We start from the raw sequence: 13,205 nt of genomic DNA, 5'->3' as shown, positions 1-13,205 counted from the left end.
CGGCTTCGCTTGCCCGCGGACGGAGGCCGCGCCCAGCGGGGCCCCTGTGGCCTCAGGCGGCCTTCGCGTCCGAAAGGGTGGGGTAGTCGATGTAGCCCTCGGGACCCTGCGAGTACCAGGTCTTCGCGACGTCCTTGTTCAGCGGGGCGTCCTCGGCGATCCGGCGCGGCAGGTCGGGATTGGCCAGGAAGGTGCGGCCGAAGGCGACCGCGTCGGCGACGCCCGCGTCGAGGGCGGCCTGGGCCGCGCGCCCGTCGTAATCGGAGTTGAGCACGAGCGGGCCGCCGAAGGCGCGCTTGATCGTGGGCGCCACGGGCGGGCGGTTCGCCGTCCCGAAGGTGCCGTTCGGACCCGGCTCGCGCAGCTCCAGGAAGGCGATGCCGATCTGCCCCAGCGCCGCGGCGGCCGCGCCGAACAGCGCCTCCGGGTTCGAATCGTCGACGCCCTGGATCGCGCCGTTCGGCGAGAGGCGCACGCCCGTGCGGTCCGTGCCGGCGACCCCCGCCACGGCCTGGGTCACCTCCGTGAGCAGGCGGATGCGGTTCTCGACGGAACCGCCATAGGCGTCGTCGCGGAAGTTCGACCCGTCGCGCAGGAACTGGTCGATCAGGTAGCCGTTCGCGGCATGGATCTGCACGCCGTCGAAGCCCGCCTTGAGAGCGTTGCGGGTGGCGTTCTCGTAATCCGCGAGGAGGCGCGGGATCTCGTCGAGCCGCAGCGGGCGCGCCTCGGCGTAGGGCTTCTTGCCCTCGTAGGTGTGGGCCGCGTCCGGCGCCGTCGTGGCCGAGGCCGAGACCGGCTGCTCGTCGCCGAGGAAGTCCGGATGGACGATCCGGCCCATGTGCCAGAGCTGCGCGACGATGCGCCCGCCGGCGGCGTGCGCCGCCTTCACGACGGGCTTCCACGCCTCGACCTGCTCGTCCGACCACAGACCGGGGGCGTAGGGCCAGCCGAGGCCCTCCTGGCTGATGCCGGTCGCCTCCGAGATGATGAGACCGGCACCGGCGCGCTGCGCGTAGTACTCGGCCATGATCGGCGTCGGCACGTGCGCGCGGGTGGCGCGGCCGCGGGTCAGCGGAGCCATGAGGATGCGGTTCGGCGCCTCGATGGCGCCGAGGCGGATCGGATCGAACAGTGAGGGCATCAGGTCTCTCGTGGAAGGGCTGGGCCCGCGACGTGCTGCGGGCCGATCATCCGCGGGCGGTGGCCGCCCGACGGGCCCTTACGTGGGCGCCTCGGCGCCGCGCGCCAGGGCGGCCACGGTGCGCGGGCGCACACGCGGATCGCTGCAGCCCGAGACAAGCCCGCGCCCGCACGGGGTGCGGGCGCGGACTTCGAACCTCTGCGATCGCTCAGCTGTGAGCGAGGACGGCGAGCAGCAGCAGGGCGATGATGTTGGTGATCTTGATCGCCGGGTTCACGGCGGGGCCCGCGGTGTCCTTGTAGGGATCGCCGACCGTGTCGCCCGTCACCGCCGCCTTGTGGGCCTCGGACCCCTTGCCGCCGTGGTGCCCGTCCTCGATGAACTTCTTGGCGTTGTCCCAGGCGCCGCCGCCCGAGGTCATCGAGATCGCCACGTAGAGGCCGGTGATGATCACGCCGAGCAGCATCGCGCCCACCGTGGCGAAGGCTTGGCTCTTGCCGGCGATCGCCTGGATCACGAAGAACAGCACGATCGGCGAGAGTACCGGGAGGAGCGAGGGAACCACCATCTCCTTGATGGCGGCGCGGGTCAGCATGTCGACGGCACGGCCGTAATCGGGCCGGTCGCGCCCCTCCATGATGCCGGGCTTCTCGCGGAACTGACGGCGGACCTCCTCGACGACGGCGCTCGCGGCGCGCCCGACCGCCGTCATGGCGATGCCGCCGAACAGGTACGGGATGAGGCCGCCGAGGAGGAGGCCCACGACCACGTACGGGTTCGAGAGTGAGAAATCGACGGTGACGCCCTGGAAGAAGCGGTACTGTGTCGGGCTCGCGTTGGCGATGAAGTAATTCAGGTCCGAGGTGTAGGCCGCGAACAGGACCAGGGCGCCGAGGCCGGCCGAGCCGATGGCGTAACCCTTGGTGACCGCCTTCGTGGTATTGCCGACCGCGTCGAGCGCGTCCGTGGACTTGCGGACCTCGGAGGGCAGGCCCGCCATCTCGGCGATGCCGCCGGCATTGTCGGTGACCGGCCCGAAGGCGTCGAGGGCCACGATGAAGCCGGCGAGCGCCAGCATGGCCGTCACCGCGACGGCGATGCCGAACAGACCCGCCAGCGCGTAGGTGGCGATGATGCCGGCGACGATCACGATGGCCGGCAGCGCCGTCGATTCCAGCGAGATCGCGAGGCCCTGGATCACGTTGGTGCCGTGGCCCGTGACCGACGAATCGGCGATCGACTTGACCGGGCGATAGTTGGTGCCGGTGTAGTACTCGGTGATGACGACGATGAGCGCCGTGATGGCGAGACCGATCACCGCGCAGCCGAGGAGGCCGCCCGAGGTGAAGCTCTGGCCGCCATTGGTCCGGAACTCCGTGGCGAAGCCGCCGAAGAGTGCGTAGTTGACGGCGGCGATGGCCCCGACCGAGAGGACGCCGGCCGCGATCAGGCCCTTGTAGAGGGCACCCATGATCGACTGGTTCGCCCCGAGGCGCACCGCGAAGGTGCCGGCGATGGAGGTGAGGATGCAGGCCGAGCCGATGGCCAGCGGGTAGATCATCATCGCCTCGAGCACGTTCCGCCCGCCGACGTCGGTCTGCCCCGCGAAGAAGATCGCGGACAGCACCATGGTGGCGACCACGGTGACCGCGTAGGTCTCGAACAGGTCGGCGGCCATGCCGGCGCAGTCGCCGACGTTGTCGCCGACGTTGTCGGCGATGGTGGCGGGGTTGCGCGGATCATCCTCCGGGATACCGGCCTCGACCTTGCCGACGAGGTCGCCGCCGACATCCGCTCCCTTCGTGAAGATGCCGCCGCCGAGGCGCGCGAAGATCGAGATGAGCGAGGCGCCGAAGCCGAGCGCCACCATCGCGTCGATGACCTCGCGGCTCGCGGGCTGGAGCCCGGCGAAGCGGGTGAGATAGGCGTAGTAGATCGCCACCCCGAGCAGGGCGAGGCCGGCCACCAGCATGCCGGTGACGGCACCCGACTTGAAGGCGACCTCAAGGCCGCCGCCGAGGGAGGTGGAGGCGGCCTGCGCGGTCCGCACGTTGGCCCGCACTGACACGTTCATGCCGATGAAGCCGGCCATGCCGGAGAGCACGGCGCCGATGAGGAAGCCGATCGCCACCTTGATCCCGAGGAAGTAGGCGAGCGCCGCGAACAGGATGATGCCGACGATCCCGATGGTGGTGTACTGGCGCCGGAGGTAGGCCTGCGCACCCTCGGCGATCGCCCCCGCGATCTCCTGCATGCGCTGTGTCCCGGCGTCTCGCTTCATCACGTCGTTGATCGTGACGATTCCGTAGGCGACGGCGCAGAGCCCGCCCAGGATGATCAGCAGCAATGCGGTCATTCATCCGTCCTTGGGTTATGGTGCTTGGCGTTGGCTTATTCGCCGAGCTCGGCCGTGACGGCCATGGGACGTGGCGCTCGGGTCGCACTCCTCCCCGGAAGCGCGTGCTCTGATTGCCAAACTTCGCGCCCCAGCGCAAACACCGCGTACCGTTTCGAACACCGTATATTGTTGCACTGCAATAATTATACAGTATCCAGTATGCCTCGGCTCCCCAGCGGACAGATCACCGCGATCCGGCGGGCCGCCGGGTCGCGCCCGTCCGGCACCGTCCGGAATACCGATTGCGGCGCGACCGCACGATGGTAATCAACGGTTGCACAGGCGCCGGGGGAAGGGATGAGCAGCGATCAGGTCGCGCGGCTGGCCGCCACGATCGAGACCCTGACGAAGGCGGTGCAGTTTCTTCTCGCCGAACGCATCAGCGACCAGCCCGAAGATATCCGCGAGGATCTGCTCGCCTTGCTTCAGCGCTCGTTCGCGACGCCCGATCCGCGCTCCGCATCGACCACGGAGCGCGTCTCACCGACCGACCTCGCCCTGTGGATGCCGGTCGTCTCCGCCGAGCTGATGGACGACGTGCGGGCGCAACTCGGGCTCAAGCCTCAGGGGCTGCCGCCGCAGAGGTCGTCCGGCTGAGGGGCGCCGGCGCCGATCAGAAATGCGCGTAGGAGCCCGCGGCGAAGCTGCGGGAAGCGCCGGCCTCCGTCACGAAGAGCGGCGCCCCGTCCCCGCCGAGCACCGTCCCGATCGCGGTCACGGGCACGCCGGCCGCCGCGGCCGCCGCGGCGAACGCCTCCACCTCCGCCGGCGGCACCGTGCAGAGGATCTCGTAATCGTCCCCGCCGGTGAGCGCGGTGTCGAGGAGCGCGGGCTCATCCGCGATCACCTGCCGGGCTGCCGCCGACAGGGGAACGTCGGCGATCGCGACCTCGGCGCGGCCGACGCCGCCCGTCATCTTGGCGAGATCGCCCGCGAGCCCGTCCGAGACGTCCATGGCGGCGCTGGCGTGGCGGCGCAGGAGCGGGGCCAGCGCGAGGCGCGGGCGCGGGTGCAGGTAGCGGTCGCGCAGGTGCTGCCGGGTTTCGGTGTCGAGCGCGGCGGCCCACGGCGCCTCGGGCGCGAGGCGCAGGGCAAGGCCGAGGGCCGCGTCCCCGATCGTGCCCGAGACGCAGATCCGGTCGCCGACCCGCGCCGTCCGGCGCCGGACCATGCTGCCAGCCGGCACTTCGCCGATCGCCGTCACGTTGATGAACGCCGCCCCCGCCGTCCGGACCGTGTCGCCGCCCAGCAGCGGGCAGCCGAAGGCGGCGGCCGCCTCGGCGAGCCCGGCGCTGAACGCCGAGAGCCACGTCTCGGTCCAGTCTGCGGCCAGGCCGAGGGTCAGCAGGTAGGCCCGCGGCGCCGCCCCCTTGGCGGCGATGTCCGACAGGTTCACGCCGAGGGCCTTGCGGGCGATCGAGCCGGCCGGGTCGTCGGGAAAGTAGTGGATGCCGGCCACGATGGCGTCGGCGGTGAGGACGAGGTCGTGGCCCGGCCGCGGGGTCAGGCTCGCGGCGTCGTCGCGCAGTCCGTCGGCGCCCTCTCCCGCGAGCGGCGCGAAGTAGCGCGCGATGAGCGCGTCCTCGCCTGGCCGTTCGGGACGCTCGCCGCTCACCCGCGCTTCGCGCCGGCGAGCTCGTCGCTCCGCGCGCCGCGCGCCACCTTGTCGAGCACCGCGTTGACGAGGCCGGGCTCGTCGCCGGCATAGAAGCTGTGCGCAACGTCGACGTATTCCGAGATCGCGGCGCGGGCCGGTACGTCGGGGCGGAACATCAGCTCGTAGGCGCCCGCCCGCAGGATCGCGCGCAGCACCGCCTCGACGCGCTTGAGGGGCCAGCCCTGCGTGAGCGCCCGGTCGATCTGCGGGTCGATCGCCCGCTGCTCCTCCACGACGCCCCGCAGCAGGTCGCGGAAGAAGGCGGTCTCGGCCGGCGGGTGGGCGATGCCATCGACCTCCTGGCCGATCCAGTGGACCTCGAACTCGGCGAGCGCCTCCAGCACGCCCTTGCCCGAGATCTCCATGTCGTAGAGGGCCTGCACCACGGCGAGCCGGGCGCCGCTGCGCTCGCTGATCTTCATCTCGCGCTCGTTTGTCATCGCTCGGCCCCTCCGACGGAGCCGGCCTCGGCCGCGCGCTTCAAGGCGAGCACGGCGAGCGCCGCCTCCGCCGCGCCGCCGCCCTTGTTCATCTCGCCGACGCGGGCGCGGGCGAGCGCCTGCGCCTCCGTCTCCACCGTCAGGATGCCGTTGCCGAGGGGCAGGCGCAGCGCCACCGACAGCTCCATGAGGGCGCGCGCGCTCTCGCCGGCCACGATGTCGTAATGGCCCGTCTCGCCGCGGATCACGCAGCCGAGGGCGACGACGGCGTCGTAGGGCTCGCCCGCACGCTCGGCGGCCTCGACGAGGATCGCGACCGTGCCGGGAACCTCCAGGGCTCCCGGGACCGTGACGGTCACCGCGCGTGCGCCGGCCGCATCGACGGCGCCGAGCGCGCCGGCGAGGAGTTCGTCGGCGATGTGGTCGTAGAAGCGGGCCTCGACCACGAGGACGCGGGCATCCCGCAGCGCGGGCACGGGGCCCGCCTCGCGGCGCTGTGTGTTCGTCGAAACCATCAGGGCCTTCGTCGATGGAGCATCCGGTGCGCGCCGCGGGACGGGCCGGGCCGGCGGGACCCGCGACGGGTGGCGAGCGATAGACCGAAGGCGGCCCCTCCACAAGCGGCGGGACGCCGCCTCCGGCCTGCGCCTCAGGCGCCGGACGCCTCCGCGCGGCTCTCGGTCAGGCGGGCCGCGTAGCGGGCGATCAGGTCGACCTCGAGGTTCAGGCGGTCGCCAGCGCGGCGCTCGCCCCAGGTGGTGACGGCGAGCGTGTGCGGGATCAGCAGCACGGAGAAGAGGTCGCCCTCGACGGTGTTCACCGTCAGCGAGGTGCCGTCGAGGCAGACCGACCCTTTCGCTGCGATGAAGCGCGCGAGGTGGTGGGGGGCGCGCAGCGTGAAGCGCTCGCTCGCGCCCCAATCCCCCTCCCCTCCGGTGACGGGGTCGCGGGCGACGATCTCGGCGAGGCCGTCGACGTGCCCGGTCACGAGGTGACCGCCGAGCTCGTCGCCGATCTTCAGGGAGCGTTCGAGGTTGATCCGGGTCCCCTCCCGCCACAGGCCCACCGTGGTGCGCGCGAGGGTCTCGGCGGCCGCGTCGACCGCGAAGACGGCGCCGCCCGCCACCGATTCAACGGTCACCGCCGTCAGGCAGGGCCCCGCGCAGGCGATGGAGGCGCCGATGGCGATGGTCGCCGGGTCGTAGGACGAGCGGATCTCCAGGCGGCGCAGCCGCTCGTCGCCGGAGACCTTCAGGACGGTTCCGACGTCGGAGACGAGGCCGGTGAACATGGTACGCTCCGCTCGTAGATGACGGCGCTGTCGGGACCGAGCTCGCGCCGCCCGGTTTCACGTAGGTGGCCGCTCGCGATCAGCGCGCCAAGATGGGGACCGACCGCGCGCAGGCCGCCGGCCGGGCCGAGCTCCACCGGCCCGCTGATCAGCGTGCAGGCATCGACGCAGCCCGCCGCAGCGAGCGTGTCGGCGAGGAGAGGCCCGCCCTCGCTGCAGATCCGGGTGATGCCGCGCTCGGCCAGGGCGGAGAGGGCGGCGCGCAGGTCGACGCGACCGGTGGCGTCCGCGGGCAGGCAGACGACCTCGACGCCGAGGGTCTGGAGGGTGCGCCGCGCGTGCGCCGGGGCGCTGCGGGTCGAGACGACGAGGGTCGGCACGTCGTGGGCGCCGCGCACCAGGGCGCTCGCCGGCTGCAGGCGGAGCTGCGAATCGATGATGACGCGCAGCGGCGACCGGTCCGAGAAACCCGGCAGGCGGACGGTGAGCGAGGGGTCGTCGGCCCGCGCCGTGCCGATGCCGACCATGATGGCGTCCGCGTGGGCACGCCAGAGATGCACCGCGCCGTCGGCGATCGGCCCCGTGATCCGCAGCCGCTCCTTGCCGGAGGCCGCGGCGAACCCGTCGCGGGTGCGCGCGAGCTTCAGGCTCACGGCGGGCCGTCCCTCCGTCACCCGCGTGACGTGGCCGACATGGTCGCGGAACGCCTGCTCGCGCAGGCACCCGGTGGTGAGCGCGATGCCCGCCGACGCGATGAGCGCGTGGCCGCGGCCCGCGACGCGGGGGTCCGGATCCTCGAACGCCGTCACGACCCGGGCGATGCCCGCGGCGACGATCGCCTCCGTGCAGGGAGGCGTGCGGCCGTGGTGCGAGCAGGGCTCCAGGGTGACGTAGAGGGTGGCGCCGCGCGCCGCCTCGCCGGCCATCGCGAGCGCCAGGGGCTCGGCGTGCGGCCGGCCGCCCGGCGCCGTCGCCGCCTGCCCGACGATGCGCTCGGCACCGGGCGGCCCCGCCACGACGACCGCTCCCACGGACGGGTTCGGCCATGTCCGGCCGAGGTTGCGCTGCCCGAGGGCGAGCGCGAGGCGCATGAAACGGCGGTCGGCCTCGCTCACGGGCGCGCTCGCGCTCCCCGTCGCGATCGGGCGGGCGCGGCCTCGGCCGCGGGGCCGGCGGCGTCGCCCAGCGTGCCGAGCAAGTCCTCGAAGTCCTTGGCCTCGCGGAAGTTCTTGTAGACGGAGGCGAAGCGGACGTAGGCGACGTCGTCGAGCCCCTTCAGCCCCTCCATCACCAGCTCGCCGATCGCCTCGCTGGTGATCTCGGCCTCGCCGCCGCTCTCGAGCTGGCGGGTGATGCCGCTGACGAGGCGCTCGATCCGCTCCGGCTCCACGGGCCGCTTGCGCAGTGCCACGTCGATCGAGCGCTGCAGCTTGTCCCGGTCGAAGGGAACGCGCTTGCCCGAGCGCTTGAGCACCACGAGCTCGCGAAGCTGCACGCGCTCGAAGGTGGTGAAGCGGCCGGCGCAATCGGGGCAGACCCGGCGGCGGCGGATCGCGGCGCCGTCCTCGCTCGGGCGCGAATCCTTCACCTGGGTGTCGGAGCCGCCGCAGTAGGGACAGCGCATCGGGCGCTCAAACCTCGCGAGATGGAACGAGAAACGGCCGCGGACCCGTGGATCCGCGGCCGTTCCTTACCGTGGTGCGGCCCCGGCCGGAAGCGTCTTCCGGCCGGTCCGATCGCCTCAGCCGTAGATCGGGAAGCGGCGGGTCAGCTCGTGCACCTTGTCCTTCACGCGGGCCTCGACCTCAGCGTCGCCGCCCTCGCCCTTCGCGGCGAGCCCGTCGAGCACCTCGACGATCAGGCCGCCGATCTGCTTGAACTCGGCGACGCCGAAGCCGCGGGAGGTCCCGGCCGGGGTGCCCAGGCGAATGCCCGAGGTGATGGTCGGCTTCTGCGGGTCGAACGGCACGCCGTTCTTGTTGCAGGTGATGTGGGCCCGCGACAGGGCGGCCTCGGCGGCCTTGCCGGTGAGGCCCTTCGGCCGCAGGTCCACCAGCATCAGGTGGTTGTCGGTGCCGCCCGAGGTGATGGCGTAGCCGCCCGAGATGATGGTGTCGGCGAGCGCCTTGGCGTTCTCGATCACCTGCTTGGCGTAGATCTTGAACTCGGGCTTCAGGGCCTCGCCGAAGGCGACGGCCTTGCCGGCGATGACGTGCATGAGCGGGCCGCCCTGCAGGCCGGGGAAGATGGCCGAGTTGAACTTCTTGGCGAGCGCCTCGTCGTTCGTCAGGATCATGCCGCCGCGCGGGCCGCGCAGGGTCTTGTGCGTCGTGGTGGTGGCGACGTGCGCGTGCGGGAACGGCGACGGGTGCACGCCGGCCGCGACGAGACCCGCGAAGTGGGCCATGTCGACGAAGAAGTAGGCGCCCACCGCGTCCGCGATCTCACGGAACTTGGCGAAGTCCCAGTGGCGCGGGTAGCCCGAGCCGCCGGCGATGATGACCTTGGGCTTGTGCTCGTGGGCGAGGCGCTCGACCTGCTCCATGTCGATGCGCATGTCGCTCTCGCGCACCGAGTAGGAGACGGGCTTGAACCACTTGCCCGAGACGTTCGGGGGGGCGCCGTGGGTCAGGTGGCCGCCGGCGGCGAGGTCGAGGCCCATGAAGGTGTCGCCGGGCTGCATCAGGGCCATGAACACGCCCTGGTTCGCCTGGGAGCCGGAATTCGGCTGCACGTTGGCGAAGCCGCAGTTGAACAGGCGCTTGGCGCGGTCGATCGCGAGGTCCTCGGCGATGTCGACGAACTGGCAGCCGCCATAGTAGCGGCGGCCCGGATAGCCCTCCGCGTACTTGTTCGTCAGGACGGAACCCTGCGCCTCGAGCACCGCGCGGGAGACGATGTTCTCGGAGGCGATCAGCTCGATCTCGTCCTGCTGGCGGCCGAGCTCCTGCTCGACGGCGCGGGCGATCTCGGGATCCGCCTCGGCGAGGGACGCGGAGAAGAACGTGTTCGAGAAGTGCTTGTCGGCGACGGTACCGGCGCTCATGGATGGCCTCTTGTCTTATGCTCGGGTGACGACCCGGTTGACCCGTCGGCGTGCACGGGCGGGCGTTCGAGCTTGGATATCTACACGGGCTGGAATGCCAGGCCAAGCACAGGCGAATTTGCCGCCCCCTTCAAAAAAATTAGCGTGCGAAGGCGGAAGGGCATCCGTCGGTGCCGGACCAAACGCCGCGGGCCCGCATCCGGTGGGGATGCGGGCCCGCTGAGAGCGCCGGAGGCCGGTCGTACCGAGGCGGCTCAGTTCTCCTCGTCGCCCGGCTCGAAGGTCTCGGGCATGGTCTGCTCGGCGCTCGCCACCGGCGTCGGCGCCGAGATGGTCGAGGGCACGTTCACGCCGTCGCGCTTGTAGATGTCGTCGCGGAACTGGACGAGGCCGTCCGGGGTCGACCAGGCCGTGATGTAGGTCCAGTAGACCGGCACCGGCTGCGAGAGGCGCGCGTCGATGCGCTTGCCGCTCTCGATCGCCTGCTCGACCTCGTTGCGGCCCCAGCCGGGCGTGTCCTTGAGCAGCCAGGTGATGTACTCGCGCACGTTCTGCACGCGCACGCAGCCCGAGGAGATGAACCGGAAGTCGTCGCCGAACACGCCCTTGGTGTTCGTGTCGTGCATGAACACGCCGTGCGGGTTCGGGATGTTGATGCGCACGATGCCCATCGAGTTGAAGTCGGCGCCCGAATCCTGCCGGTAGGTGTAGCGCGTGCCCTCGTCCGAGAACCAGTTCACCGACTTCGGCGAGATCTCCTGGCCGTTGCCGAGGATGCGGATCTTGTTGTCCGTGAGGTAGTTCGGATCCTTCTGCATCTTCGGGATCAGGTCCTTCTTCACGATGGAAGCCGGGACCGTCCAGGTCGGGTTGAAATTGATCTCCGTCGCCTTGGTGTTCATGATCGGCGACTGGCGGTCGATCTTGCCGACGCCTGCCGCGTGCAAGGTCACAACCTGACCGTTCTCGACGGTCTGGACGAGGGCCGCCGGGATGTTGGTGATCACGAAGCGGTTGCCGAGGTTGCCGGCGTAGGAGCGCAGGCGCACGACGTTGGTCTCGAGCTGACGAAGCCGCACGTCGGCCGGCACGTTCATGGCCTGCTGGGTCGCGAGGCTCATCTGGCCGGTCTGGCTGAGGCCGTGGCGGGCCTGGAAGCGCTTCACGGCGGCGGCGACGTAGGAATCATAGACGCCCGAGGTGCCGGCCACCGGGTCGAGGTCGCCCGTCACGATGAGGCGCTGGCGGACGGCGCCGACCGCCGGGCCGCGGCCGCCGATGCGCAGGCGGTCGGCGCCCGAGACGGGACGCCAGCCGCCGCGGGCGACGATGTCCCGGTAGCGCTCGACCATCTGCTCGGTCGCGGCCACCGTCTGCGGCGACAGGATCGGCGTCAGGGAACGCTGCACCTGCATGGCCGCCGGGGAGGCGTAGTCCTGCGCCCACTCGGCCTGGGCGAAGCCGCCGGCGTCGCGGGCCGCGGCCGGAAGCGTCAGGGCGACCGCCGCGAGAAGGGCGAAGCCGAGCGAGCGGGTGGTGTGTGCCTGGGTCAGCATCGATCGGGAGCTCTGGTCCATGGATGGAGCACGGCGTTTCCGGCTCTGAGGACGCCGACGCGCCGGAAACTGCGTGCCCTCAAGGTGTCGAGGTACGGTTAAGAACCCATGCTCTCCGGGCCAGAATGTGGCACGGCCGTGCCGGAGCGCACATGCCGCCGCCGTGCGGCCCTGCGGCAACAGCGCCGGCGCTCGGGCCGTGGCAGGAATGGCGCACCGTGGCCCGTTCCCCTAGAGGTGACGCCATGCGGTCCGCAGGCACGAGACGGAGAACTTGGCGCGCGGCGACGATGGTGGTCGCGCTCTACGCGCTCGTGCTCCAGGCCGTCCTGGGTGGGGCGTTGCCGGCCGCGGCTGCCGGTGCGGACGGCGTCCTCTGCCTGCACCAAGCCGACGCCCCTTCCCCCGACGACAGGCGCGCGCCCGCGCCTCACGCCCACGCGGAGTGCTGCACTGCGGCCCACCCCGCCGGGGGCGCGGCGTTGCCCCGCCAGGAACTCAGCACCGCGGCGTGGCCGTCCGGCACCGGCGCCCGCATCGCCTGGAGGCCCGTCGCCGAGGCCCTGCCCCGGGCGCCGCCGGAGCGCATCGCGCATCCGCGCGGGCCGCCCCTCGCCTGAAGGATATCGTCCCCCCAGGCCCCTTCAGCGATGGACCCCGTATCATGAACCGCATTCCCCGGGCCGAGCTTCTCGCCGCCCTGCTGGTCTCCGCCTCCGCCACCGCCGCCTTCGCCCACGCCATGCTGGAGCGGAAGGAGGCGAGCCCCAACGCCGCCTATCGCGGCGTCGTCCAGATCATGCACGGCTGCGACGGCCGGCCGACCACGCGGGTGAGCGTGACGATCCCCGAGGGCGTGACCGGCGCAAAGCCGATGCCCAAAGCCGGCTGGCAGCTCGCCACCGTCCGCGGCCCCTACGACAAGCCCTATCCGTCCTTCCATGGCACGGTCAGCGAGGGCGTGAAGACGATCACCTGGAGCGGGGGCGAACTGCCCGACGACCAGATCGACGAGTTCACCTTCCTTGCCCGGATCTCGGACGCGTTCAGCCCCGGCGCGACGATCTACTTCCCCGTGGAGCAGGACTGCGCCAAGGGCGGCTACCGCTGGAGCGAGATCCCGGCCGCGGGCGGAAGCGCGCGGGATCTCACGTCGCCGGCCCCCGCCGTGCGCGTCGTCGCCGCCGCGGCCGAGCGGGCATCGACGCCCTCCGGCGCGATCCGCGCGGGCGACCTGTCCATCGAGACGCCCTGGATGCGCGCGACGCCGGGTGGCGCCAAGGTGGCGGGCGGCTACGTGCGCATCACCAACACGGGCTCGCAGCCGGACCGGCTCACCGGCGCGGCGATGGCGCTCTCCGGGCGGGGCGAAATCCACTCCATGTCGATGGAAGGCGGCGTCATGAAGATGGCGCCCGTCGAGGGAGGGCTGACGATCAAGCCGGGTGAGACGGTGGAGCTGAAGCCGGGCGGGCTGCACCTGATGTTCCTCGACCTGACGGGCGCGCCGAAGGTCGGGGACACGGTGCCCGGCACCCTCACGTTCGAGCGGGCGGGTTCGGTGCCGGTGACCTTCGCGGTCTCCCCGATCGGCGCGCAGGCGCCTGCCGCGCCCTCGGGCGGTCATCATCACCACTGATTGCCCTGACAGGCACCACGCCACACCTCTCCCG

13 protein-coding genes are annotated in these 13,205 nt (G+C 71.7%); 3 read left to right on the top strand and 10 right to left on the bottom strand.

All coding sequences use genetic code 11. The features are described 5' to 3' along the window. Positions 1–52 precede the first annotated feature (52 nt). A complete protein-coding gene (locus MOX02_RS21325; RefSeq protein WP_147027812.1) occupies positions 53–1,144 on the bottom strand; it encodes an alkene reductase in 1,092 nt (363 codons plus the stop codon). A 208-nt stretch (positions 1,145–1,352) separates the two neighbouring features. After that, positions 1,353–3,500: a sodium-translocating pyrophosphatase gene (locus MOX02_RS21320; protein WP_147027811.1), complete on the bottom strand. Its 2,148-nt coding sequence runs from the start codon at positions 3,498–3,500 to the stop codon at positions 1,353–1,355. A gap of 339 nt (positions 3,501–3,839) precedes the next feature. Here MOX02_RS21320 and MOX02_RS21315 point away from each other — a divergent pair, with 339 nt between their 5' ends. Beyond that, the gene (locus MOX02_RS21315; protein ID WP_147027810.1) at positions 3,840–4,139 is read left to right on the top strand and encodes a hypothetical protein; all 300 of its coding nucleotides are present in this window, start codon (positions 3,840–3,842) and stop codon (positions 4,137–4,139) included. 16 nt (positions 4,140–4,155) lie between these two features. Here the strand turns inward: MOX02_RS21315 and thiL are convergent, their stop codons facing one another. The 8 genes from thiL to MOX02_RS21275 form a co-directional block, all read right to left on the bottom strand. Continuing rightward, positions 4,156–5,157: a thiamine-phosphate kinase gene (thiL, locus tag MOX02_RS21310; RefSeq protein WP_147027809.1), complete on the bottom strand. Its 1,002-nt coding sequence runs from the start codon at positions 5,155–5,157 to the stop codon at positions 4,156–4,158. Further along, the gene (nusB, locus tag MOX02_RS21305; protein ID WP_147027849.1) at positions 5,154–5,621 is read right to left on the bottom strand and encodes a transcription antitermination factor NusB; all 468 of its coding nucleotides are present in this window, start codon (positions 5,619–5,621) and stop codon (positions 5,154–5,156) included. The genes thiL and nusB overlap by 4 nt, the downstream gene beginning before the upstream one ends. 14 nt (positions 5,622–5,635) lie before the next feature. Next, positions 5,636–6,154, bottom strand: coding sequence for a 6,7-dimethyl-8-ribityllumazine synthase (ribH, locus tag MOX02_RS21300; RefSeq protein WP_147027808.1), 519 nt, complete (start codon positions 6,152–6,154; stop codon positions 5,636–5,638). Positions 6,155–6,288: 134 nt separating this feature from the next. Continuing rightward, positions 6,289–6,930 carry a riboflavin synthase gene (locus tag MOX02_RS21295; protein ID WP_147027807.1) on the bottom strand — a complete coding sequence of 214 codons (642 nt, stop codon included), beginning with the start codon at positions 6,928–6,930 and terminating at the stop codon, positions 6,289–6,291. Then, the gene (ribD, locus tag MOX02_RS21290) at positions 6,891–8,021 is read right to left on the bottom strand and encodes a bifunctional diaminohydroxyphosphoribosylaminopyrimidine deaminase/5-amino-6-(5-phosphoribosylamino)uracil reductase RibD (RefSeq protein WP_147027848.1); all 1,131 of its coding nucleotides are present in this window, start codon (positions 8,019–8,021) and stop codon (positions 6,891–6,893) included. Before ribD ends, MOX02_RS21295 begins: the two co-directional genes overlap by 40 nt. Positions 8,022–8,041: 20 nt before the next feature. After that, positions 8,042–8,554 (bottom strand): transcriptional regulator NrdR, encoded by a 513-nt coding sequence (gene nrdR / locus MOX02_RS21285; protein ID WP_147027806.1) that lies wholly within the window; start codon positions 8,552–8,554, stop codon positions 8,042–8,044. 117 nt (positions 8,555–8,671) lie between these two features. After that, entirely contained in the window at positions 8,672–9,976 is a 1,305-nt protein-coding gene (glyA, locus tag MOX02_RS21280; protein ID WP_147027805.1) for a serine hydroxymethyltransferase, read from the bottom strand. A 254-nt stretch (positions 9,977–10,230) separates the two neighbouring features. Next, positions 10,231–11,532 carry a L,D-transpeptidase family protein gene (locus tag MOX02_RS21275; RefSeq protein WP_147027804.1) on the bottom strand — a complete coding sequence of 434 codons (1,302 nt, stop codon included), beginning with the start codon at positions 11,530–11,532 and terminating at the stop codon, positions 10,231–10,233. Between the two features lie 245 nt (positions 11,533–11,777). Here MOX02_RS21275 and MOX02_RS21270 point away from each other — a divergent pair, with 245 nt between their 5' ends. Continuing rightward, the gene (locus MOX02_RS21270; protein WP_147027803.1) at positions 11,778–12,152 is read left to right on the top strand and encodes a hypothetical protein; all 375 of its coding nucleotides are present in this window, start codon (positions 11,778–11,780) and stop codon (positions 12,150–12,152) included. A 44-nt stretch (positions 12,153–12,196) separates the two neighbouring features. After that, a complete protein-coding gene (locus tag MOX02_RS21265) occupies positions 12,197–13,171 on the top strand; it encodes a copper chaperone PCu(A)C domain-containing protein (protein ID WP_147027802.1) in 975 nt (324 codons plus the stop codon). The last annotated feature ends 34 nt before the right edge of the window (positions 13,172–13,205 follow it).

This window comes from Methylobacterium oxalidis (assembly GCF_007992195.1).
In the GTDB taxonomy this organism is placed as follows: Bacteria; Pseudomonadota; Alphaproteobacteria; order Rhizobiales; family Beijerinckiaceae; genus Methylobacterium; species Methylobacterium oxalidis.
Note: the sequence above shows the minus strand (reverse complement) of the source record. Positions and strands in the feature narration are given on the sequence as shown.